Source organism: Pedobacter soli, assembly GCF_900101435.1.
In the GTDB taxonomy this organism is placed as follows: domain Bacteria; phylum Bacteroidota; class Bacteroidia; order Sphingobacteriales; family Sphingobacteriaceae; genus Pedobacter; species Pedobacter soli.
The window spans coordinates 348,722-371,381 of sequence record NZ_FMZH01000003.1; the positions used below are offsets into that span (position 1 = coordinate 348,722).

The 22,660-nt window shown below is 39.6% G+C and carries 20 protein-coding genes; 8 read left to right on the forward strand and 12 right to left on the reverse strand.

Features of this window, described 5'->3' with window-relative positions; all coding sequences use genetic code 11:
- Position 1: 1 nt before the first annotated feature.
- The 3 genes from BLR37_RS08845 to BLR37_RS08855 form a co-directional block, all read right to left on the reverse strand.
- A complete protein-coding gene (locus BLR37_RS08845) occupies positions 2-1,675 on the reverse strand; it encodes a protein-disulfide reductase DsbD family protein (RefSeq protein ID WP_090767323.1) in 1,674 nt (557 codons plus the stop codon).
- A 141-nt stretch (positions 1,676-1,816) separates the two neighbouring features.
- Entirely contained in the window at positions 1,817-2,266 is a 450-nt protein-coding gene (locus BLR37_RS08850) for a protein-disulfide reductase DsbD domain-containing protein (protein ID WP_090767325.1), read from the reverse strand.
- Between the two features lie 7 nt (positions 2,267-2,273).
- The gene (locus tag BLR37_RS08855) at positions 2,274-3,050 is read right to left on the reverse strand and encodes a biotin--[acetyl-CoA-carboxylase] ligase (RefSeq protein WP_090767328.1); all 777 of its coding nucleotides are present in this window, start codon (positions 3,048-3,050) and stop codon (positions 2,274-2,276) included.
- Positions 3,051-3,094: 44 nt separating this feature from the next.
- Here BLR37_RS08855 and rsfS point away from each other — a divergent pair, with 44 nt between their 5' ends.
- The 3 genes from rsfS (at position 3,095) to BLR37_RS08870 (ending at position 6,229) form a co-directional block, all read left to right on the forward strand.
- A complete protein-coding gene (gene rsfS / locus BLR37_RS08860; protein WP_039474075.1) occupies positions 3,095-3,469 on the forward strand; it encodes a ribosome silencing factor in 375 nt (124 codons plus the stop codon).
- A gap of 28 nt (positions 3,470-3,497) precedes the next feature.
- Positions 3,498-5,519, forward strand: coding sequence for an ATP-dependent zinc metalloprotease FtsH (gene ftsH, locus BLR37_RS08865; protein WP_090767331.1), 2,022 nt, complete (start codon positions 3,498-3,500; stop codon positions 5,517-5,519).
- A gap of 65 nt (positions 5,520-5,584) precedes the next feature.
- Positions 5,585-6,229 carry a LutC/YkgG family protein gene (locus BLR37_RS08870; RefSeq protein ID WP_090767334.1) on the forward strand — a complete coding sequence of 215 codons (645 nt, stop codon included), beginning with the start codon at positions 5,585-5,587 and terminating at the stop codon, positions 6,227-6,229.
- A gap of 130 nt (positions 6,230-6,359) precedes the next feature.
- Here the strand turns inward: BLR37_RS08870 and BLR37_RS08875 are convergent, their stop codons facing one another.
- Positions 6,360-7,205, reverse strand: a complete 846-nt coding sequence (locus tag BLR37_RS08875) for a hypothetical protein (RefSeq protein WP_167356570.1) — start codon at positions 7,203-7,205, stop codon at positions 6,360-6,362.
- Positions 7,206-7,578: 373 nt separating this feature from the next.
- Here BLR37_RS08875 and BLR37_RS08880 point away from each other — a divergent pair, with 373 nt between their 5' ends.
- Positions 7,579-8,655: a 3-oxoacyl-ACP synthase III family protein gene (locus tag BLR37_RS08880; protein WP_090767340.1), complete on the forward strand. Its 1,077-nt coding sequence runs from the start codon at positions 7,579-7,581 to the stop codon at positions 8,653-8,655.
- Here the strand turns inward: BLR37_RS08880 and BLR37_RS08885 are convergent.
- The 5 genes from BLR37_RS08885 to BLR37_RS08905 all read right to left on the reverse strand — a co-directional run bounded on the left by BLR37_RS08885 (position 8,652) and on the right by BLR37_RS08905 (position 12,909).
- The gene (locus BLR37_RS08885; RefSeq protein ID WP_090767885.1) at positions 8,652-10,139 is read right to left on the reverse strand and encodes a tetratricopeptide repeat protein; all 1,488 of its coding nucleotides are present in this window, start codon (positions 10,137-10,139) and stop codon (positions 8,652-8,654) included. The two genes, BLR37_RS08880 and BLR37_RS08885, sit on opposite strands and share 4 nt — an antisense overlap.
- Positions 10,140-10,302: 163 nt before the next feature.
- Positions 10,303-11,046: a zinc ribbon domain-containing protein gene (locus BLR37_RS08890; protein WP_039474065.1), complete on the reverse strand. Its 744-nt coding sequence runs from the start codon at positions 11,044-11,046 to the stop codon at positions 10,303-10,305.
- Positions 11,046-12,143: a Nif3-like dinuclear metal center hexameric protein gene (locus BLR37_RS08895; protein ID WP_090767343.1), complete on the reverse strand. Its 1,098-nt coding sequence runs from the start codon at positions 12,141-12,143 to the stop codon at positions 11,046-11,048. Before BLR37_RS08895 ends, BLR37_RS08890 begins: the two co-directional genes overlap by 1 nt.
- 77 nt (positions 12,144-12,220) lie before the next feature.
- Positions 12,221-12,601 (reverse strand): TM2 domain-containing protein, encoded by a 381-nt coding sequence (locus BLR37_RS08900; protein ID WP_039474059.1) that lies wholly within the window; start codon positions 12,599-12,601, stop codon positions 12,221-12,223.
- Positions 12,602-12,606: 5 nt separating this feature from the next.
- Positions 12,607-12,909 carry a DUF2752 domain-containing protein gene (locus tag BLR37_RS08905; RefSeq protein ID WP_090767345.1) on the reverse strand — a complete coding sequence of 101 codons (303 nt, stop codon included), beginning with the start codon at positions 12,907-12,909 and terminating at the stop codon, positions 12,607-12,609.
- Positions 12,910-13,138: 229 nt separating this feature from the next.
- Here BLR37_RS08905 and mfd point away from each other — a divergent pair, with 229 nt between their 5' ends.
- The gene (mfd, locus tag BLR37_RS08910) at positions 13,139-16,477 is read left to right on the forward strand and encodes a transcription-repair coupling factor (RefSeq protein WP_090767349.1); all 3,339 of its coding nucleotides are present in this window, start codon (positions 13,139-13,141) and stop codon (positions 16,475-16,477) included.
- 8 nt (positions 16,478-16,485) lie between these two features.
- Positions 16,486-16,704, forward strand: coding sequence for a DUF3820 family protein (locus tag BLR37_RS08915; RefSeq protein ID WP_090767352.1), 219 nt, complete (start codon positions 16,486-16,488; stop codon positions 16,702-16,704).
- 170 nt (positions 16,705-16,874) lie between these two features.
- Here the strand turns inward: BLR37_RS08915 and BLR37_RS08920 are convergent, their stop codons facing one another.
- Both BLR37_RS08920 and BLR37_RS08925 read right to left on the reverse strand, forming a co-directional pair.
- Positions 16,875-17,591 carry a DsbA family oxidoreductase gene (locus tag BLR37_RS08920; RefSeq protein ID WP_090767355.1) on the reverse strand — a complete coding sequence of 239 codons (717 nt, stop codon included), beginning with the start codon at positions 17,589-17,591 and terminating at the stop codon, positions 16,875-16,877.
- A 100-nt stretch (positions 17,592-17,691) separates the two neighbouring features.
- Positions 17,692-20,373 carry a M14 family metallopeptidase gene (locus BLR37_RS08925; protein ID WP_090767358.1) on the reverse strand — a complete coding sequence of 894 codons (2,682 nt, stop codon included), beginning with the start codon at positions 20,371-20,373 and terminating at the stop codon, positions 17,692-17,694.
- Positions 20,374-20,564: 191 nt separating this feature from the next.
- Between BLR37_RS08925 and BLR37_RS08930 the strand changes: the two genes are divergently transcribed.
- Together BLR37_RS08930 and BLR37_RS08935 are read left to right on the forward strand one after the other, a co-directional pair.
- Positions 20,565-20,951 carry an acyl-CoA thioesterase gene (locus BLR37_RS08930; protein WP_090767360.1) on the forward strand — a complete coding sequence of 129 codons (387 nt, stop codon included), beginning with the start codon at positions 20,565-20,567 and terminating at the stop codon, positions 20,949-20,951.
- Between the two features lie 61 nt (positions 20,952-21,012).
- Entirely contained in the window at positions 21,013-21,678 is a 666-nt protein-coding gene (locus tag BLR37_RS08935; RefSeq protein WP_090767364.1) for a class I SAM-dependent methyltransferase, read from the forward strand.
- Positions 21,679-21,835: 157 nt separating this feature from the next.
- Here BLR37_RS08935 and BLR37_RS08940 read toward each other — a convergent pair whose 3' ends face one another.
- On the reverse strand, positions 21,836-22,645 hold the full coding sequence (locus BLR37_RS08940) for a phosphatidate cytidylyltransferase (protein ID WP_090767367.1): 810 nt from the start codon (positions 22,643-22,645) through the stop codon (positions 21,836-21,838).
- Positions 22,646-22,660 lie beyond the last annotated feature (15 nt).

Below are 22,660 nucleotides of genomic sequence, written 5' to 3' on the forward strand. Positions count from 1 at the left end.
TTTATTTCTTAGCAAACTCTGATAACCCTTTATCCAGATATTGCAAATATTTGTCTATATCAAATTCAACACCAATTGGTGGAGAAACTAATTCCTTTTCATCGGTACCCAAAAGTACATAATATGGCTGCGAAATGGTATTAAATCTTTCAGCTTGCAGGTGTTTAAATTTCTTTCCAACCGTATTTACTTTGGTACCCAGTATTTTAGAATCAAATTGTTCTGCTACCGGCAAATCGGTTTTATCATCGGTATAAAGCGATACGACCACATAATCTTCTTTTAACCTTTTAAGCACCCTTGGATCAGACCAAACCCTTGCTTCCATTTCGCGGCAATTTACACAACCATGTCCGGTAAAATCTAGAAATAACGGTTTTTTTACTTCCCTCGCATAAGCAAGCGCTTCTTCATAATCAAAGAAACCATCAATGTTGTGTGGGATGTGTAAAAATTCGGCGTATTTTCTTTTGGGGTGACTTGAAGTAGCCTGACCAGCTCCCGATCCACTATCCTGACCAATAATAAAATCCTGTGTAGAGAGTGGTGGAACCAAAGCACTAACAGCTTTTAAAGGAGCTCCCCATAAGCCCGGAATAAGATAAATTGCAAATACAAAAGTAGCTGTAGCAATGAATAACCTTGGAACAGAAACATAAGCAAGATCGCTATCGTGCGAGAATTTGATTTTGCCCAACAGATACACCCCCAAAATCAAGGCCAAAACGATCCAGATGGCTAAGAAAATTTCACGGTCTAAAATACCCCAATGATAAGCCAAATCGGCTGTTGAAAGGAATTTTAATGATAGGCCCAGTTCAAGGAAACCCAGAAATACTTTAATCGAGTTTAGCCATCCGCCAGATTTTGGTAATCCCGTCATTAAGCTTGGAAAAATAGCAAACAATGTAAAAATTACGGCTAATGATAGCGAGAAGCCAAACATTACCACTACCGGAGTTAACAAATCGGTATTAATGGCAACCAACGATGTTCCAATTAGCGGACCGGTACAAGAGAAAGAAACAACAGCCAGTGTTGCTGCCATAAAAAAGATTCCGCTTAAACCTTTCGAGTCGGATTTGGCATCGAGCTTATTTACAAAAGAGCTTGGTAAGGTAATTTCGAAAGCACCCAAAAAGGAAACACCAAAAACGATCAGTATTAAAAAGATGAAAATATTAAAAAATCCATCAGTAGAAATCTCGTTTAATGCACTGGCGCCCCATATCAGGGTAATAATAACACCTAAACCAACGTAAATTACAATGATCGATAAGCCGTAAATAATGGCACTCCTGATTCCTTTTGCTCTGCTTTCTGCACGCTTGGTAAAAAAACCAACCGTAAGCGGAACCATAGGAAATATACATGGGAGGAAAAAGGCAGCAATACCGGCCAAAAGACCTAAGCCAAAAGTTACCCATAAAGATTGTTTTGGTGCTGCATCCTTTGTTACAGCAGGAGCTTTATCAGCTTTAACCGTATCCTTTTTTACTGAATCTTTTACCAGATTATTCGCAGCACTATCTTGTGCAGATCCAACTTCGGTAAAAACAATATCATCTGGTGGAGCGGTTGCAGTAGTATCTTGCGCTACAAGCGCATAACTTTTAACGGCTGGTAATGCAATAAACATTGCCGCCATTAATAACAATAATAGAACCTTTTTCATTTGTGCGCTTTGTGTGTGTTTTTTATGAAGGCGTGAAATTAAGCATAATTTTATTAACCCCTTTTTACCACACTGAGATTTTACTTTAAAAAGAAACAGTCCCGAGTTTGTCGGGACTGCTTATAATTATTTTGTTGTCAACTATTTAACCGGAACACTAAATTCAACCTCTTCTGGTGGAAGACACTGTTTATCGTTACAAACCATAAATTCTACTTTACCTTTTGCAACTGTTGTTCCTTTATTTAGCTTAATTTTTTGCTGAAAAATAACAGATTTTTCAAAATAGCTTACATTCATTTTAAAAGTACTCTCATACTTCACAACTGCTTTAGGCTCGATGGTTTTACCTACCAAACTGAAATCTTTAGAAGGAGCAAAGGTAAAGGTTGTTTTTACCGGACCTCCGTCTTTAACATTTTGAGAATAAATATGCCATCTGTCTTCGATAGTAGCCTTTAGGTATATTGTAGCTTCGTTATTTCCTGTTTTCTTTGCAGAATATGCCCAGGTAACCGGCTTTTCAATTTGCGCAAATGCGCCAGCAATGGTAAAAAGTACCATCGAAAGCACCAGTGAGATTTTTTTCATTGTGTGTTTATTTTGTGTGTGTAAATTCTATTTCCTTAAAGTTAAAGCTTTTTAAGCCTTCAATGGTATCAACCTCTAACCTGCCATTTTCTTCAACTCCACTTATCTTACCTTCAAAAATAGCTCCATTATTTTGATATAACGCGCTAATTCCGAAGTTATACAGTTTGCCAAGGTAATCATTTTGTAAAATACTGTACTTCCCGGCTCTCAAAATTAAGTAGTATTTTTCCATAAATATGAATATTTTCTCCATAATATCCATTAAAAACGTTTCAGTTTGTAAAATTTGAATGACCGAAGTGGCTCTTTGACTGATATTTTCGGCAAATTCGAGCTGATTTACATTTAAACCAATGCCAATTACAGCCGCTTTTATGGTACTACCTGTCAGTGTGTTTTCAATCAGGATTCCGCCCAGTTTTTTGTCGTGGTAATACACATCATTGGGCCATTTAATACTCAATCCCTCTGGAATAAAATGGCTTAAAGCTTCGTTAACGGCTAAACTAACGGCCATATTTAAATAAAACTGTTTATCAAGCGGTAAAAACGTGGGCTTTAGTAAAATACTGGTGCTGATATTTTTCCCGGCCTGGGTTTGCCAAACACTTTGCTGCTGCCCGCGTCCGGCAAACTGATTATCTGCCATAATTACAGTACCTTCGGCTAATGGCTCGGATTTTGACACCAATTCTTTTAAAAAGTTATTGGTAGAATCAACTTCTTTTAATTTGATTAAATTTTGACCAACAAATAGTGTCGAAAAAGTGTTATTTTGCAAGTGTTGAATTTATAATATTGTAATTCCAAAATTAAAGCATTTTAATGGTAAAAAAGAAAATAGTAGCCCTTTCTACATACCTTTCTGAGTTGGCTGTTCACGGCATACAAGAGAAAAAGGGGGAAGATATAGTGCGGTTAGATCTTAGAAATATCCATACATCGGTAGCTGATTATTTCATTATTGCCAGTGCCAACTCCGGCACGCAGGTAAAAGCTATTGCCGATAGTGTAGAAAAAGAAATATATAAAGCCACTCAGGTAGATCCAAGACACAAAGAAGGTTTCGAATCTGCCGATTGGATAATTCTGGATTATTTTGATGTGGTTGTGCACATTTTTAAGACGGAAAAACGCCATTTTTATGGCATTGAAGAACTTTGGGGGGATGCAGAAAGCACAAATTATCAAAGCGCATAACCTTATAGAACCATTTTGACAAAGACAAATGAACGATAATCAAAATACCAACGAAAACAACAAACAGGGAAAAAGATTACCTAATATCCCGAAGAAACCACAAAAAGGATCAAAATTTAATATTTTTTGGGTGTATGCAGCAATTATTATTGCCATTATTGCCGCTCAGTTCTTATTTACTACCGATAGTGGTAAAGAAGTAAAATACGATACTTTTGAAAGCCAGATGCTCTTAACCGGCGACGTTGACCGGATTGTGGCTTACCAAACAGAAGACCTGGTTAAGGCTGAAGTTTACATTAAAAAAGACAGTTTAGATAAAAAACCTCAATACAAAGCTTACAGAAGTACAAACTCTTTAGGCATGTCGAGCGGACCAACCGTATATTTTACTTACGGCGGAAAATTTGCCGATTTAAGAGCTGCTTTAGCCGAATCGCAAAAAGCATTACCTGCAGGCAGAAAAGCAATTACTTTCAGTTCTGAGAACAGAAGCAATCCTTTAGCGAGCTGGTTTTTAAGCATTATTTTACCTGTATTGCTTTTAATCGGTTTCTGGATTTTCATGATGCGCAGAATGGGTGGCGGTGCCGGCGGTGGCGGTCAGATTTTCAGCATCGGAAAATCAAAAGCAACCCTTTTTGATAAAGAAAGTCAGGTAAATATCACCTTTAACGATGTTGCAGGTTTAGAAGAAGCTAAAACCGAGGTGATGGAGATTGTAGATTTCCTTAAAAACCCTAAAAAATATACCGATCTGGGTGGAAAAATCCCGAAAGGAGCATTATTGGTAGGCTCACCAGGTACAGGTAAAACTTTATTGGCTAAAGCTGTTGCCGGCGAGGCGCAGGTGCCATTCTTTTCTTTATCGGGATCTGATTTTGTCGAAATGTTTGTAGGGGTAGGTGCATCACGTGTGCGCGACCTGTTTAAACAAGCTAAAGATAAATCACCATGTATCATTTTTATCGATGAGATTGATGCTATTGGCCGTGCCCGTGGTAAAAACGGTGTAATGGGCGGTAACGATGAGCGCGAGAACACCCTAAACCAGCTTTTGGTTGAAATGGATGGTTTTGGCACCAATACCCACGTTATTATTTTGGCTGCTACCAACCGTGCTGATGTTTTAGATAAAGCCCTATTAAGAGCTGGTCGTTTTGACAGACAGATTTATGTTGATTTACCAGATGTTATTGAGCGTAAACAGATTTTCGAGGTACACATTACACCTTTGAAAAAATCGGAAGAGTTAGATACCGAATTTTTAGCTAAACAAACACCTGGTTTCTCGGGTGCTGATATTGCCAATGTTTGTAACGAAGCCGCATTAATCGCAGCACGTAAAAATAAATCGGCAGTTGATAAACAGGATTTCTTAGATGCGGTTGACCGTATCGTGGGTGGTTTAGAAAAGAAAAACAAAATTATTACCCCAAGTGAAAAACGCGCTATTGCCATCCACGAAGCAGGTCACGCAACTGTGAGCTGGTTATTGGAGCACGCTGCGCCTTTGGTTAAAGTTACCATTGTTCCACGTGGACAAAGCTTAGGTGCTGCCTGGTACCTGCCAGAAGAACGCTTAATTGTTCGTCCGCACCAAATGCTTGATGAAATGTGTGCCACAATGGGAGGTAGAGCAGCCGAAAAGGTAATGTTCGATACCATTTCTACAGGTGCATTGAGCGATTTAGAGAAGGTAAATAAACAGGCCAGAGCCATGGTTACCATTTACGGTTTGAATGAGAAATTAGGAAACATTACCTATTACGATTCGTCAGGCCAGAACGAATATAACTTCTCTAAGCCTTATTCAGAAGACACCGCTTTAACCATCGATAAAGAAATTTCAGTGCTGATTGAAGGCCAATATCAAAGAGCAATCAACTTACTTGAAGAAAATAAAGACAAGCTGATCCAGCTGGCTGATATCTTAATCGAAAAAGAAGTTTTATTCAAAGACGATTTAGAAGAGATTTTTGGAAAACGTTTATTCGAAAATCAAGGAGAAAGCGGAAACCCGGGACATATTACTCCGGTAGAAGCATAAATAAATAATTTCAATGATTACATTTGCTACCCTGGTGCACTACACCAGGGTAGCTTTTTTTTATAATGAAGGATAATACAACAGCGAAGGAACAAATACTAAAAAAGATAAGGAAAGCACTTTTAGAGAAACGTGAAAACCCATATCCCAATTTAGAAGAAAGTCAACTGTACAAAAAAAATACAGAGGAGCTGGAGGTTTTGTTTGCCGAACAGCTTACAGCCATTTCTGGTAATTTTATCTTCTGCGAAGATGGAATTGATTTTTTTGAAAACATGCTCCAACTGGCAGATAAATTTAAATGGCGCAAAATTTATTGCTGGGAGCCCGAATTACAACAGTTTTTAAGCAAATACGAATTTCCTTTTTACCAAACCGATAAAGATTTTGAACAGGCAGAAGTGGGGATTACCCTTTGCGAAGCCCTTATTGCACGTAACGGAAGCGTAATGGTAACCAATCAAGGCGCGGCTGGCAGAAGGCTGAGCATTTTTCCGCACCACCACATTGTAATTGCCAAAACGAGTCAATTGGTATTGGATTTGAAAGATGCATTTCAGCTACTGAAAAATAAATACGGGAACCAGATTCCTTCCATGATCAGCAACATTACAGGCCCAAGCCGCACAGCCGACATTGAGAAAACGCTGGTTTTAGGCGCCCATGGCCCTAAAGAACTTTTTGTGTTTTTAATTGATGACTTTACCTAAATCACTGATATCATATCGGTTACGCTCAACAAAATAACTAGCAAATGGTGAGAATAATCGAATGATCATTCCCACCAAAAGCATTTTTGTTTGCTATTTTTTATGTTTTTAAACAAACTTGCTGTTTAAACTACCTGCCACTAGCAAATCTCTTAACAATCATTTCTCCTGCATCGTTTAAGCAATACACGTCTTCATCATAATTTGAATATCTACGCATAAGCATCGGCTTTAATCCCTGATCCTCTAATTTGCGATGATCAAAGGCTACATAAATTTCAACATTTCTCCGGTCCTTATCCAGCGTGATGGTTTTCTTCGTTTTAGTATTGTAAATGTCAACTTCCTGGATTCTTCTGTAATTATAGCCCCAACTAGAGTCCTCTCCAAAATCTTTACTTCTACCGATTACGAAATAATCATCTTTTAGGTGAAAAATTGTACTGATGCTATTATCATTAAAAAGCCGTTTTCCTTTAGCATCAACAAAATCAACTATTTTTCTTGTTTTCCCATTGGTCAGGGTATTTTCTTCATTGAAAACCACAATCCCAACATTTTTAGGGAAATTATATTTATTATCACTAAAAGCCCCGAATGTGCTGTAATAATCCTTGCTTTTCAAAACCGTGTCACCATTTTCATTCAGAAAGTAATTTAAACGATTGCCGCTCATCGACATTGAACCTGGGTAATTAGCAAAAAACAATACATCTTTTGTTGGTTTAGCTGGTGCTTTCTTTACAGGTGTTTCTGCTTTTTTTTCAGGCGCTACTCCTTTGGTTTTTCCCATGGTAACATACACCTCTGTTACTTTGTTCCTTTCCGCAATTTCAGCCTGCTTCTTTTTAAATGCAACCGCATTTTCAGCTTTGAGTTTTTCATTTTTGATCCTATTTGCATCATCCTGGGCCTTATCATCGGCTATTTTCTTCTTTCTGGTGTCTTCCCTTTCTTTTGCACAAGCAGGGCACATTAATTTTCCTTCGGCATTGTTTGATCCTTTAGGCGCAAACTTGCAGTTATATCTGGCATACTCGCTTTTAGAAATATGCGATTGGGCATTGGCTGTATAGACACAAAACAGCAATACCAGTAGGGACAATATTTTTTTCATTTTAGTTTCGTTTATCACCGTAAAAATACAGCGGGAATCACCTAAAGCTAAATACCCAGTATGTGGTATATTAGCTTACGTGAAGAAGCGATGTGGTTAACCATACTTCAATCTGTTTTTGCAAAAGTCTGCCCGTGAAAATAAAGCAGCTAAAAAATTAATTTATTTTAGATTATCGAATTTAATTGATAGTTTTATACTACATACCGTTTTAGTATGCGGTATTATAATTATGAGCAAAGTAATAAATACGGTAATTGCCGGCACTGGAAGTTATATTCCACAGAATATCATTTCCGGTAACGAATTCTTAAATTGTACGTTCTTTGAGAACGGGAACCGGTTAGAGAAGGAAACCTCAGAGATCATCGATAAATTCTCCGAGATTACGGAAATTGTAGAAAGACGCTATGCCTGTCCGGAACAATTGAGCAATCATATTGGCGCAAAGGCTGCAGAAAAAGCCATTGAAAATGCTGGTATTGATAAAGAAACCTTAGACTATATTATTTTTTGCCATAATTTCGGCGATATTCCTTTAGGGAGCAATCGAAGCGATATTTTACCTTCACTTGCTTCAAAAGTTAAGCAGCAACTGGGTATACAGAACCCTGACTGTGTAGCTTACGATATTATTTTTGGCTGCCCGGGTTGGGTACAAGGCTCGATACAAGCCGATTATTATATTAAAAGCGGCGATGCCAAACGTGTATTAGTCATTGGAGCGGAAACACTGAGCCGTATTATCGACCCACATGATCGTGATAGCATGATCTTTTCTGATGGTGCAGGAGCTGTAATCTTTGAAGCAGAAGAAGGCGAGGAGAAGAAAGGAATATTAGCCCACAAAACCGAAACCCATGCGGTAAATTATGCCAACCTCTTAACGATGGGTAAGGGCTCGCACCCTGATGAAACCAGCGGTAATTACTACCTTAAAATGAACGGCAGGAAACTTTATGAGTTTGCCGTAGTTCAAGTACCCCAGGTGATCAAAAAGGCAATAGATAAAGCCGGATTGAGCGTAGAGGACATTAATATTGTATTTGTACACCAGGCTAATGGTAAAATGGATACTGCTATTATGAAACGCCTGTTTAAATTATATGGTAAAGATACCGTGCCCGAAAATCTGGTACCGATGACTATTTCCTGGCTAGGAAATAGCTCTGTCGCTACCGTACCCACACTGTTAGACCTCGTTTTAAAAGGACAGGTTGAAGGTTATAAAGTAAAAGCGGGCGATGTTGCGGTTTTTGCTTCTGTTGGAGCAGGTATGCACATCAACGCATTTATACACCGTTTTTAATTCGATAACCGTTTTAATCCGGCTTTTGCCTGGCTTTCAATACTGTTCTCAAATTCGTGGTTTTTCATGGAAATGGCTGTATTGAAAGCCTCTTTTGCTTTTGCAGCATTCTTTTTCTTCTCGTATACCTTACCCATCTGCAGGGCAGCATTTGCCGCAAAATAGTATTTTAAGTTTTTACCCTGGTTAATGGTAGCCTGGTAAGCTGTTAATGCCTGATCGTCGCGACCTAAATCATCATAAATCCGGCCCAAACGGTAGTTAAATTCTGTCTTGTCCCTATCACTGGTGTAATCGGCTGTTTTTTTATCGTCCAATACCTGCAGCGCCTTAGTTAAATAACCACCATCATATAATAACCGGGCTTTAAGCAAATCAATAGCAGGTGCTACACCAGCCGCTTCATTCTTGGCCTGCTTATCTTTATCATGATACAAATAACCTGAATTAAGTGCTTTGTTTGCATAGGATGTATAACCCGTTTTATCGCCTTTTAAGAGCGCAATCCAACCCAGATGGATGTTGGTGTCGCGGATATAATTTACGCCCTTATTCGTTTGCAAAAAGCGGTTAAAATAAGTTGCAGCATTCAGGTCTAATTTATTCAGGTGAGCAACACCTTCCAGATAATCTAAATAAGGAAAAGGTTGGTAAACTCCTCCCTCAGGTTTTTTGGCTAAAATCTGAATGGCCTCTTCATTATGGCCGGTTTTAATGCTTACATAACTCTGCAAATAACTTTTTAATAAGCTCGTATCAGCAATACGTTCGGTATACTTCATCATTTTGGCATAAGCGGAGGGGCTATGCGCCACATCGGTGAGCACGTAAGTGTAATAAAAAACCACTTCTTCGTAAAAAGGCTCGTACGATGAACTCGACAAACTTTCGGCAAGCTTATCAAACATATTTAAACCATTCTGAAGGTTTCCTTTTATCCCAAATGTGGCCAGTGTGCTTTTCAACGCACCATCAGGCAAATTACCCAACACAGCATTAACCAAACCTAAACCTTTTGCGTTAAGCGGAAAATTCGGAAACTTTTTGCTGTTCTCCTGTAAAAGGCTGTTGGCCCTTTTAATTTCCATTGCAGCATTAAAGAACTCTCCAAAACGGCCATGAATTAAAGCCCATTGCAAATTAATTTCAGCCTGGGCATAAAGATAGTAGGGTGAGCTCTTGTCATCATCAGAGATCTGGTCTAAACGACTCGATTTATTTCCTTTTAAACGGTCGAAATCTGCTTTACTCTCTGAGGTAATGATGGTAAAATAATCAATATAGTTTTCCAGCAATGGAATGATGGCATTATTGGGTCTTTGTTTCTTTTCTGTAGCAATATAAGCCCGGGCATTACCCAGTTTTAGCTCGAAAATACTTTTGTAGGCCTTTAAACAATTGGCGTTATAATCAAAGTTTGCAAATAATATAGTTGGGAAAATCAGAAGAGGGGTAAGGAAGGCGAAACGTAAGCTTTTAATCATGCTGAAAATGGGATTTTCTTTTAAGTTAAGCTCGCCAGGGCAACAGCTTTCACATTTAAACAAATATCTACAATTAACGTTAAAATGCGCATGTTGTTTTGCCAGTAAACAAAAAACGTCCCGGTTTATTTACCGAGACGTTTTAAATATTTCACAATGCTGATTAAGCTTCTGCTACTTCGTGGGTTAATGCTTCGTCAACCAAAATACGTCCGCAGTGCTCACAAACGATGATTTTTTTACGTTGACGGATATCCAGCTGACGTTGAGGCGGAATCTGGTTGAAACAACCTGAACATGAATCACGATCAATAGTTACCACAGCTAAACCGTTAACCGCATTTTTGCGTAGACGTTTGTAAGCAACCAATAAACGGTCTTCAATTTGAGTTTCAGCTTTATCTGCTTTTTTCTGTAAATCCTGCTCTTCTTTTTCAGTTTCTGCAGTAATTACATCAAGTTCAGTTTTCTTAGCTTCTAAATCTTTCTTTCTGCCATCTAAATCAGCTTTAGCCGAATCGTAGATTTCAGTTTTTGAATTGATTTCGAAACCGTGCTCTTTAATTTTCTTTTCAGATACCTGAATATCTAAACCCTGAATCTCAATTTCTTTGGTTAAAGCATCGTATTCACGGTTGTTTTTAACTTCTTTTAATTGAGAATCATATCTTTTGATTGCAGCTTGTGCATCTTTGATGGTATTTTTACGGGTTACGATCGAATCCTCAAGATCATCAAGTTCGCCTTTGATTTTTGAAATTCTGGTTTCTAATCCTAAAACGTCATCCTCAAGATCTGCAACTTCCATTGGTAATTCGCCACGTACCTGACGGATCTTATCAATTTTTGTGTGGATATTTTGTAATTCGTATAAAGCCTTTAGCTTTTGTTCTACGGTTTGTTCCATTAAAACAAGTAATTTATGGGGTTTGTATTTTGCTCCGTTAAACGGATTGCAAAGTTAGTAAATTTTTTTTGAATAATTTCAAGCAATAAATTTGAGGTAAATTGTTCAGTTTCAAAGTGTCCGATGTCGGCAATGATCAGTTTTTCCTCTGCATCAAAAAACTCGTGATATTTAAAATCTGCAGTAATAAAGGCATCGGCACCTGCCGCAATTGCTTCTCTTAAAAGGAAGCTGCCAGAACCACCGCAAACCGCTACTTTTTTAATCCTTTTGTTAATTACCTCGGTATGCCTAACCACCCGCGCCTGCATCCTGTCTTTAACCAGGTGAAGAAAATCGTAGCCATCCATATCATACTCCAGCCAACCCACCATACCCGATCCTACCAGCTGGTGTTTGTTCTCCAGTTTATAAATATCGTAGGCTACTTCTTCGTAAGGGTGGTTTTCGAATAAGGCGACCAGTATTTTTCGCTCTGCCTGCGTTGGGTAAACCATTTCAATGCGCACTTCGGCTTCGCGGTGGCGAATACCTTTTTCGCCAACGAATGGATCAGACTCCTCATTGCCTTTAAAAGTACCAAAGCCCTCGGCATTAAAACTGCATTCGCTGTAATTGCCAATATTTCCTGCCCCCGCATAAAATAAAGCCGAACGTAATTGTTCTGCCTGTGCCTGTGGGCAATAGGTAACCAGTTTTTTTAACAAACCAGCTTTTGGCGAAAGCACTTTGGTGCCGGTTAAGCCCAAACGGTCGCAAATACGTGCATTTACACCTGTATGGATGCTATCTAAATTGGTATGAATAGCATAAAGTGCGATGTTATTTTTGATAGCTTTAAGCACAACCCGCTCTACATAGTTTTTGCCATTCAGCTTTTTTAAGCCTTTAAAAACGATGGGATGATGTGTAATGATCAGGTTGCAACCAGTAGAGATGGCCTCATCCACAATCTTTTCCACGCAATCCAACGCCACTAAAGCAGCCCTGACTTCCATATTCGGATCGCCTACAATTAAGCCCGAATTATCGTAATCTTCCTGATAATTGAGAGGAGCAATGGTTTCTAAATAATTGGTTATTTCGGCTAATTTCATGTGTTAAAGATATAAAAAAATTATAGCCCGGAATCGAAATCCCGGGCTATAATGTAGAAACTAATTTCAGTTTTCTATTAAACCTTTGGCGCGAATCCGCCACCCATCCTTACCATTTGTAAACTTTCGAATACCATTTTCTGGTTGTGTTCAAAGGCTAGGGTTTTGTGGTTTACCACATCGATAATTGAACCGATAAAACAAAGTCCGGCAGTTAAAAGATACAGGATTCCCATACCAATCTGACCGATGATGAACCTTTGCAATCCCGGAACAGCGAACAATCCGATCAAACAGAAGATCAACATATCCGAAGGATTTTTTCTTTTGCTGCTGTAAATCATTAAGAAGTTGCGTAACTGCTGCTCATCTAAGCCTGTAGTTGCCTGTTGTAAGTATGAGTATTCATCTGGTGTTATACCTGGTAACGACATCAGAGGTGATTGAAATATATCCATGGTGTTTATCTGTTTGAGGTTAAAATTTTAAATGTTTTTATCTTTTTTGTTAGTTTATAAATTCTGTAAAGTATAATCAAAAGTGCCGGAAACCCGAACCAATGTTCGGTAAAGCTCTCGGTAAACTCGCCATGAAAAATATGACTGATCGACCTGCCAATCCCACATCCCGGACACCAGCCCCCGTAGCCTAAATTAGCCAGCGGACAAAGTGTGAAGTGATGCTCATGGCTGTTTGCTGTTGCCAATAACACTAATGCTGTTACCCAGAAAACAAGTTCTAACGGAAAGCGCTTAATGTTGCTCATTGTTTCACTTTTTATATAAATTAGAGGCTATACCACTACCTTTGTTACATCAATTTGCCCTTAATCGACGAATGGGGGATATATTTCGACCAAACTTGCAATACAATCTAAGAATGAGTGGTTATTTATTTTCCAAAATTGTTTTTGTAGGCAAACCCGTCAAAAATAGTTAAAAAAACCTTTACACAAATTGCGGGTTAATATTAAAAGATAAGCTTATTTTTGTGACTTGAACATTCGCGATTTAATAAACAGATACAAAAACGACGATAGGGTAACTCAATTTACCAAAGCGTTGAACAGCACTAAAAACCCGAAGGTACAACTAAAGGGACTAGTGGGTTCGGCCGATGCTATTGTAGCCCTTTCTTCTTATTTTTTATTACACAAACCGCTGCTTTTCGTTTTACCCGATAGGGAAGAAGCCGCTTATTTTCAGTCTGATCTGGAAAGTGCGCTCGAAAAGCAGGTTTTGTTGTTCCCTTCGTCGTACCGCAAATCTTTCGATTTTACCCAGGTTGATACAGCAAATGTATTAGCCCGTGCAGAAGTTTTAAACGAACTGAACCACGATTCGGAATATGGGAAAATCGTGGTTTCTTACCCCGAAGCCATTGCCGAAAAGGTTATAGACCGCTCTGCACTCGAAAAAAACACACTCGAAATCAGCATTGGGGCTAAACTGGGGATTGATTTTATCAACGAGTTTTTAATTGATTACGATTTCGACCGAGCAGATTTTGTGTATGAACCCGGCCAGTTTTCTATCCGCGGTGGTATTGTAGATATTTTTTCTTTCTCATCTGATCTGCCTTACCGGATCGAGTTTTTTGGCGATGAGGTTGAAAGTATCCGCAGTTTTGAAATAGAAAGTCAGCTTTCGGTTGCTGATGTTAAATCGCTTACGATTGTACCTAATGTTCAGGCTAAATTTTTAACCGAAAGCAACATCAGTATTCTCGATTACATTGATCAGGATACCCAGCTTTGGTTTAAAGATGTAGAATTTACGCTCGATATTGTAAAAGCCGGTTTTAAGAAAGCTGTTGAGCTTTGGAAAGCCCTGCCTGCAGCGGATAAAAGTCAAAACCCCGAATGGATTGACCCGAAATTTGCCTTTACCGACGAAAAGCTACTCGGCGACCACCTGCACGATTTTCCATTTGTTGAATTTGGGAAGCAGTTTTTCTACAAAACCGATGAAAGGTTTGAATTTGAAACCAAACCACAGCCCTCGTTCAATAAAGACTTCAATCTGCTAATTCATAACCTTAAAGAAAACGAAAAAGCGGGCATTGTTAACTTCATTTTTACCGATTCGCCTAAGCAGGTAGAGCGTTTGTATGCCATTTTAGAAGATATTGATAAAACGGCCAAATTTACACCAATCAACAGCATGCTGCGCGAGGGTTTTGTCGATCCGCAAATCCAGACGGCATTTTATACTGATCACCAGATTTTTGATCGTTACTATAAATACAAGCTTAAAAAAGGCTATCAAAAAAGCCAGGCCATTACCCTGAAAGATTTGAGGGAACTTAAATCAGGCGATTATGTTACCCATATCGACCACGGAATAGGAAAATATGCCGGGCTGGAAAAGGTAGAAGTTAATGGCAAAACCCAGGAGATGATCCGTTTAATTTATGCCGATAACGATCTGCTTTATGTGAACATCAACTCCCTGAACCGCATTGCCAAGTATAGCGGTAAAGATAGTGGCGTACCCAAAATGAATAAACTGGGTACCGATGCCTGGGATAAGCTTAAAAAAACTACTAAAAAAAAAGTTAAAGATATTGCCCGAGACCTGATTAAGCTTTATGCAATGCGTAAAACACAGGCTGGAACAGCATTTTCTCCGGATAGTTACCTGCAAACCGAACTCGAAGCTTCCTTTATTTATGAAGATACCCCCGATCAGTTAAAGGCTACACAGGACGTGAAAAAAGATATGGAGGCTCCGCACCCGATGGACCGTTTGGTTTGTGGCGATGTGGGCTTTGGCAAGACCGAAATTGCTGTGCGTGCCGCATTCAAAGCTGTGGCCGAAGGCAAGCAGGCCGCAATTCTGGTACCTACCACTATTTTGGCCTTACAACATTACAAAACCTTCTCTTCGCGTTTAAAAGATTTTCCGGTTACGGTTGATTACATTAACCGTTTTAAAACCAATAAACAGATCAAAGACACACTGGCCGAAGCTGCAGCCGGTAAAGTTGATATTTTAATCGGCACACACCGTTTGCTTTCGAAGGATGTCAAATTCAAAGATCTGGGCATCATGATTATTGATGAAGAGCAAAAATTTGGGGTAAGTGCAAAAGAACGTTTAAAAGCAGTGCGTGTAAATGTTGATACGCTGACTTTAACGGCAACACCTATCCCCAGAACCCTGCATTTTTCGTTAATGGGCGCACGCGATTTATCGATTATCAGCACACCACCACCTAACCGCCAACCGGTAAGCACCGAATTGCATGTTTTTAACGATAAGTTGATTCAGGAAGCTGTCCAGTTTGAACTGGATCGCGGAGGACAGGTTTTCTTTATCCATAACCGGGTAAACGATTTGATGCAATTGGGTGGACTGATTCAAAAACTGGTGCCAAAGGCACGTATTGGTATAGCCCATGGTCAGTTAGATGGCGATGCGCTCGAAGATGTGATGCTCGATTTCATTAACGGCGAAAAAGATGTTTTAGTGGCTACGACTATTATCGAAGCTGGTTTGGACATCCCCAATGCCAATACCATTATCATTAACCACGCCCACATGTTTGGGTTGAGCGATCTGCACCAAATGCGCGGCAGGGTAGGCCGGAGCAATAAAAAAGCTTTTTGTTATTTATTATCGCCACCATTATCTACGCTAACTTCCGAGGCGCGGAAACGTTTAAGTGCTATTGAAGAGTTTTCTGATCTGGGTAGTGGCTTTAACGTGGCCATGCGCGATCTGGATATCAGGGGTAGCGGAAACTTACTGGGTGCAGAGCAAAGCGGTTTCATTGCCGAAATTGGTTTTGAAATGTACCATAAAATTTTAGACGAAGCCATTCAGGAACTAAAAGAAGCCGAGTTTAAAGGTTTATTTGAAAATGAACCAGAGCGGCCTTTTGTTGGTTTTACACAGGTTGATACTGATTTAGAGCTCTACATTCCGGATGCTTACATCACCAATATTACTGAGCGCTACAATTTATACACGGAGCTTTCGAAGCTTGATAATGAAAATGACCTGGCTACTTTTGAAAAACACCTGGCTGATCGTTTTGGTCCGGTTCCCCCTCAGGTAAAAACCATGCTCAGCGTGGTCCGTTTACAGTGGTTTGGCAAAAAACTGGGTTTCGAAAAAATCAGTTTCAAGAAAAACAGTTTGCGCGGTTATTTTTTAAGCGATAAGCAATCGAAATACTTCGATTCGAATACTTTCACTAAAATTTTAACCTTCGCCCAAAACCATCCCCGGATGTGCAATTTAAAGGAGGTTAAAAATACCTTGCGCATTGCTTTTGATAACATCAGCAATGTGGAAGAAGCCATACAGGTTTTAGAACTAATCGATTAAAAACGTTAATGTTAGACCCAACCCTTTTGCTTGATTTAGTGAAAATGCAGATGCCTTATGGAAAATATAAGGGATCCCTGATCTGTAACCTGCCAGAAAGTTATCTACTTTGGTATAAAGATAAAGGCTTTCCAAAAGGAAAACTGGGCGATTTAATGGCTACGATGTTCGAGATACGGGTTAACGGACTGGAATTTCTCTTAACTCCATTGAAAAACCAGCGGTAAATCTTTCGAATACTACTCTAAAATCGTCATTGCGAGAAGGCTTTTTCAGCCGACGAAGCAATCTTTCCAGAAAAAGTAATGACATAAAAGATTGCTTCGTCGTTCCTCCTCGCAATGACGAGAATTTTAATAGGTTTTTGTTAAGGGTGGCTGATCTGCTGACAACAACCTCATAGCTCACAACCATTCTCATCACAAACCGCATCATCATTTTTATTTAATGAGGTAAGTGTTGTTTTGGGCTGAGCTGCTTTCCACTCCTTAAAGCTTTGTGTTAAGGCATCGGTAAATGCCTGCACCGGCTGAGCTCCCGAAACTCCATATTTTCTATCCATTACGAAATACGGCACACCACGTATCCCGAGGTTTTGGCTTTCATAAATATCATAACGCACCGCTTCTGCAAACTCATCGCTGGCCAAAACGGCTTCCGCTTCTGTTTTAGCTAAACCGATTTCTACAGCAACATCAACCAAAACACTGGTTTCGCCAATATTTTTAGCTTTTACAAAATGAGCTTCGAATAGCTTTTCTTCTGCTAAATCCTGCAGGCCATGCTTAGCCGCCAAATGAATTAAACGGTGTGCATTAAAGGTATTTGCAGGGATGTTGGTATCAAAATTAATGCTTAAACCAGCATTTGCAGCCATATCAATCACTTGTTTCGTCATTTGTTTGGCTTGCTCAACTGCCATTCCCTTGCTACGCGACAAATAATCGTATACGGTTTCGTTGTTGGTATTATGATATTCGGGATTGAGCTGATAGCTCTTCCAGTCTATTTCAATTTCGTTTTTAAAGGGCAGTTTTTCAATGGCTTGCTCAAAATGCCTTTTTCCTATATAGCAAAACGGACACATTACATCCGACCAGATTTCTACTTTCATGACACAAAATTAGGGCGATTATACCTGACTAGCGTAAGCTGAAAGTAAAAACCCACTATCTTTTAGGATAGTGGGTTTTTTAAGCGGCTCAAACAAAAGATTATTGGTATAACTGATTAAAAATCAGTTTAAATGTACCATGTGTTTGTGCCCTGAATGCAATCTCCGGACCAAAGGCCAGTAGCTTACCTTTACCTACTTTTGCTTCGAAGGCTGTTACACCATCCTGAAGGTATGCTTGCCCCCAGGCCCAGCCGCTTCGTAAAGGCGTAGCATTTTCAAACCACATTAAAGGTTTAATTTTTCCGGTTGCAATAGCATCTCCAGTTAATTTAAAAACCGGACTGTTATCGAAATAAACATCAGCTTCCTTTTCCATGCCCCAGGCAGCTGGTAAACGCGTATCGACCCCTACATTCAAAACACTGCCCGGAACATAATATTTTTCGGCCGGCAGCCTTTTCTCTTCGCCGTTAACAATTTCTACCATCGCATTACGTACCGGTAATTTTAAATGATAAGCCAGATTGGTGCTGCTGCCAATGGTTACGATATTTCCACCGGCCTCTAAAAACTTTTTCAACTCTGGAATAGATTTTTCGGCGCTAATACGCCCTAAACGGTTTCTGTATTCCTGCGGAACTTCTTCTGTTTTTGGTGCGAAAGACCGTCCACCTGCCTGTAGCGAAGGAATAGCGCCACCAACAAAAATAATCACATCATACTTTGATTTTAAATTGCCTGCATCAATATCCTGCGGGTAAATAACGGTGGCATTATAATGATACTGTTCCATCATCCACCTCACCCAACCCGATGCCATAGAACCGCCATAGGTATCCCAAAGCCCAATGCGTGTCGCCGATACTTTAATTTTATCTTTAGGGGCTGCCGCTGTTTTTAGTTTTATATTGGCATTTTCCAAAACAGATTTACCCGCTGATGAGACATAGAAATCGCCATTTTCGGTAGAACGATAAACTTCTACCTTACGTTTTAATAAATCGTTTACTGCAGTGTAAGAGTCGTTTTGGGCAGCACTTAACACGTAGCTTGCTCCACTAGGAAGCTTATTTTCCGCTTTTAGTAATGCACCATATGGATTTTTCTCAAATGGTCCTGAAAAATCATCCAGAATGCGGTCAAACTTTACGTCCATCAAATAAGCCAAAGTCCATCCGGCTGCGTCATACGGCGGAATGGGTGCACCACCTTCATATTTAAAATCGTTAGGATGGTCTTGTGGTTCAAACATATCCAAAACGTGCGGACGGAAAGCCTGATCGGTTTTAACCACATAACTGCCTGCGGGATAATTTTTACCCGCTACTGTAAATGCTGCTGTTGCCTTTTGCACCACAATGCCGGTTCTGATCAAAGCATTTAAAAACTTAATTGCCGAGTTAAAATCAGGCTGATCGGCAGACAGGATATATCCTCTCGGATCGCGGTTTGCAGGAGCTTTCATTACCGTATCGAAAGCTTTTATGCTCAGCAATCTCGAGCCAAATTCGGCATCGCCGGCAGCAGCGCTTCCCTTATCTTTTTTAGCCGCATTATTTATAGCTTCAATTTTCTTTGGCGAAAACGACCAGGTATCTTTTTTACCCCGCTCAATGGAGTTTCTGCCCATTTGGTAAATATTGAATAGCAACTCATCACGATAACGTTGTGCGTAATTTAAAACGGCGTAATTTAAAGATACTGAATAATCGATCGAGTTTTTAAAGTACCATTTACGCGGAGTAACCGGATTTGGCGAATCGCTGTTTGGCAATAAACGCGATGGAACCAAAGGAATTTCTGAAGGGGTAGGGTTACCCACAATCTCAGTTAAAAGCCCGATCATATTATGAAAATAAGTCGTTGTTCTTAAACCGCCATTATACCAGGTAGAAAAAACTGAACCACCGCGCTGAGTATAGCCGGGCTTATTTTCTACATTCATCCGGGTGTGCATGGCCGCGCCAACAGCATCCAAACTGGTGAGTAAAGTAGGGTCGAATACGTAGTTGAAAGGATCGCGATAGGGAGGTCCGGCTACAACCGTTCCCGCCGGTCCGGCCTGGTGGTGGTTATACATAATCTGTGGCAGCCACTCTACAAAAAGCTGCCGGCCAATATTTTGGGTTTCTTTTAGGTTTAACATAAAAAAATCGCGGTTATTATCATGCCCGGCATACTTTTCATATAAAACCGGCAAACCAGAAGTTGTTCTTTTGGTCTGATCTTTCTCGCGCATGTACCAGTTACTAATTAGTTCCTGCCCATCGGGATTGGCATGTGTAAACAGAATGATCACATTATCAAGAATGCGTAGGGTTTCTGGATCAGTTTTCGAGGCAAATTCGTAGGCCGTTTGAATTAACTGATGTGCCCCAACCACCTCGTTGGCATGCAAGCCACCATCAATCCAAACCACAGCTTTTCCTTCAGCTGCCAATGCTTTAGCCTGTTCGGTAGTTATTTCGGCATGAGCCAGTTGTTGCGAAATTTCTTTATAGCGGTCTAATTTCTTCAGATTTTCGGGTGAAGAAACAATCAGCATATATTGGCTTCTGCCTTCCTCAGTCTGGCCAATATCAACCAGTTTAACCCGCTTAGAGGTTTCGGCCAGTTTTTTAAAATAGGCTGCTGTTTGGGTATAATTGGCCAGCTGATAATTATCGCCGATATCAAAACCAAAATGCGATTTCGGCGTTGGTACTTCCTGAGCCTGGGCAGCACAGTATGCAGTAATTAAAAAAGCTAAAGAAATCTTTTTCAGGTAGTTTTTTATCATAATCGGGTTAGTTTGATGGATAATCAAATATAATATAGAAAGCGGAGCGATTTTACATGCGCTAAATTTGTTACAGTGAGAAGTTTAGACAAATTTCTAATGCACTTTAAGGGTAATTGCTGTTCCTGGTGCCGAAACATTACCATTCTTCGGCAGTAATCTATACATTTGACCATCAATATACCTAAAAAATGACCTTAGCAGAAAGAATAGAAAACTCTAAAACCAGTATTTTCAAAGCCGTTTTCCCGAATACTACTAATCACTACGATACCCTGTTTGGCGGTACCGCCATGCACCTGATGGACGAGGTTGCTTTTATAACCGCTACCCGGTTTAGCCGGCAGATTATGGTTACCGTGAGCAGCGACAGGATTGATTTTAAAAAACCAATCCCGGCCGGCACCATTATAGAGCTTATTGGTAAAGTAAACCATGTGGGCAATACCAGTTTAAAAGTGAATGTCGAAATTTATATTGAACAAATGTATGCCGAAGGCCGCGAGTTAGCTGTACATGGCGATTTTACCTTTGTAGCGATTGATGAAAACAAAAAACCGGTTCAGGTGATTAAATAATCTTATAAGTTTTGTCCAAAAAGATATAAAAATCATCGATCCTAAATTTTTAAATTTGAGTATGGAACATCAACATACTGAAAAAGATTTAAAAGATATTGCCAGACAACTGGCTTGCCCCGAAGGCGAGCACGGCATTAAAACAGGCGAGATGATGCATGCCAGTAATATTGGCATGACCAGTGCTGCTATTGATGCGCTAAATCTCCAAAATGATGCAATTATTTTAGAAATCGGCCATGGTAATGGTGCACACATTGAAAATTTGCTTAAACAGGCCAATGATATCCAATATTTCGGCGCAGATATTTCTGAAACCATGATTGCAGCGGCAAAGAGAATCAATTCAGCATATATTGAATCCGGACAAGTTAGTTTCCAACATACCAATGGCCAGACTTTACCTTACGCCGATGCATCTTTTGATGGCACATTTACAGTAAATACGATTTATTTCTGGCAAAATCCGAATGCCTATCTTTTAGAAATTAAGCGTGTATTGAAACCAGGAGGTAAACTGGTGTTGTGCTTCGCAGATAAAACCTTTATGGAAAAGCTGCCCTTTACCCCTTACGGATTTACACTTTACGGACTAGAAAAGGTACAGCAACTATTGGCAGAAAGTGGCTTCACTATAAAAAATACGACTAAAAATTTAGAACAGGTACTAAGCAAAACAGGTGAGCAGGTAGAAAGAGAATACTATGTGGTAGTTGCTTCTGTTTAATAAATTTATTAGGATTTTAGTCCTCGTTTGTAACTAGGATTAGCGAGAATAGCGATTGCATTGCTAATAATACAAACCAGGATGATAGATCAGTTTAAACACAGTGATCAAATCCGTGTTTATCTGTGTAAATCTGTGGCTAAATTTTTCTTTAGTCTTAATACAAAATCAAATACAAATACGCATAAACTACTGGAGCCGCCAGTAACAAACCATCAAAACGGTCTAGCAAGCCTCCGTGGCCCGGCAATAAGCCTCCACTGTCTTTCGTATCCAAACTCCGTTTAAGCATCGATTCTACCAGATCACCCAATGTTCCGAAATTTGCAATCAATAAAGCCATACCAGCCCAAACCCATGCCGGACTTTCGGTAAACCAAAACGACAAACCAAAGGCAACCAACACACTGGTAAACATGCCGCCAAAAAAGCCTTCCCAGCTCTTTTTAGGTGAGTGGCGTTCAAATAATTTACGTTTACCAAATTTTACACCAAAAAGGTAGGCGCCTGTATCATTTGCCCACAACATTAGCAAAAAGGCCAGCGGGAAATGAAAATTATACTCATTCCAGCTTTTTAAAAAGCCAAGTGCATGAAAAAAACAAAAAGGAATGGTTACATAAACAAAGCCAACAAAAGTGTAGGAAATATTGGCAAATGGAATTTTATTTTTCTTGTACAGTTCGGTAATAAAAACCGAAAAGATTAATGGTATACAAAGCAACAGATATTTAACATCATATTTAAGGTAATGTAAGCCTGCAGCCATTAAAAAGATCAGTGCACCTGCAGCTAAACCAATATTCCGGTGCGGCCTGATTCCTGAATTTTTAATCAGTTTATAAAATTCAAACAACGATAAAACACTTAAAACGAGATAAAACGCGGTAAACGTATAAGTACCCAGCAAAATAGAGCCAAGCATTACAATGGTAAAAAAGAAAGCGGTTATTGCCCTGGTTTTCATTTAAGGTAGGAGGTA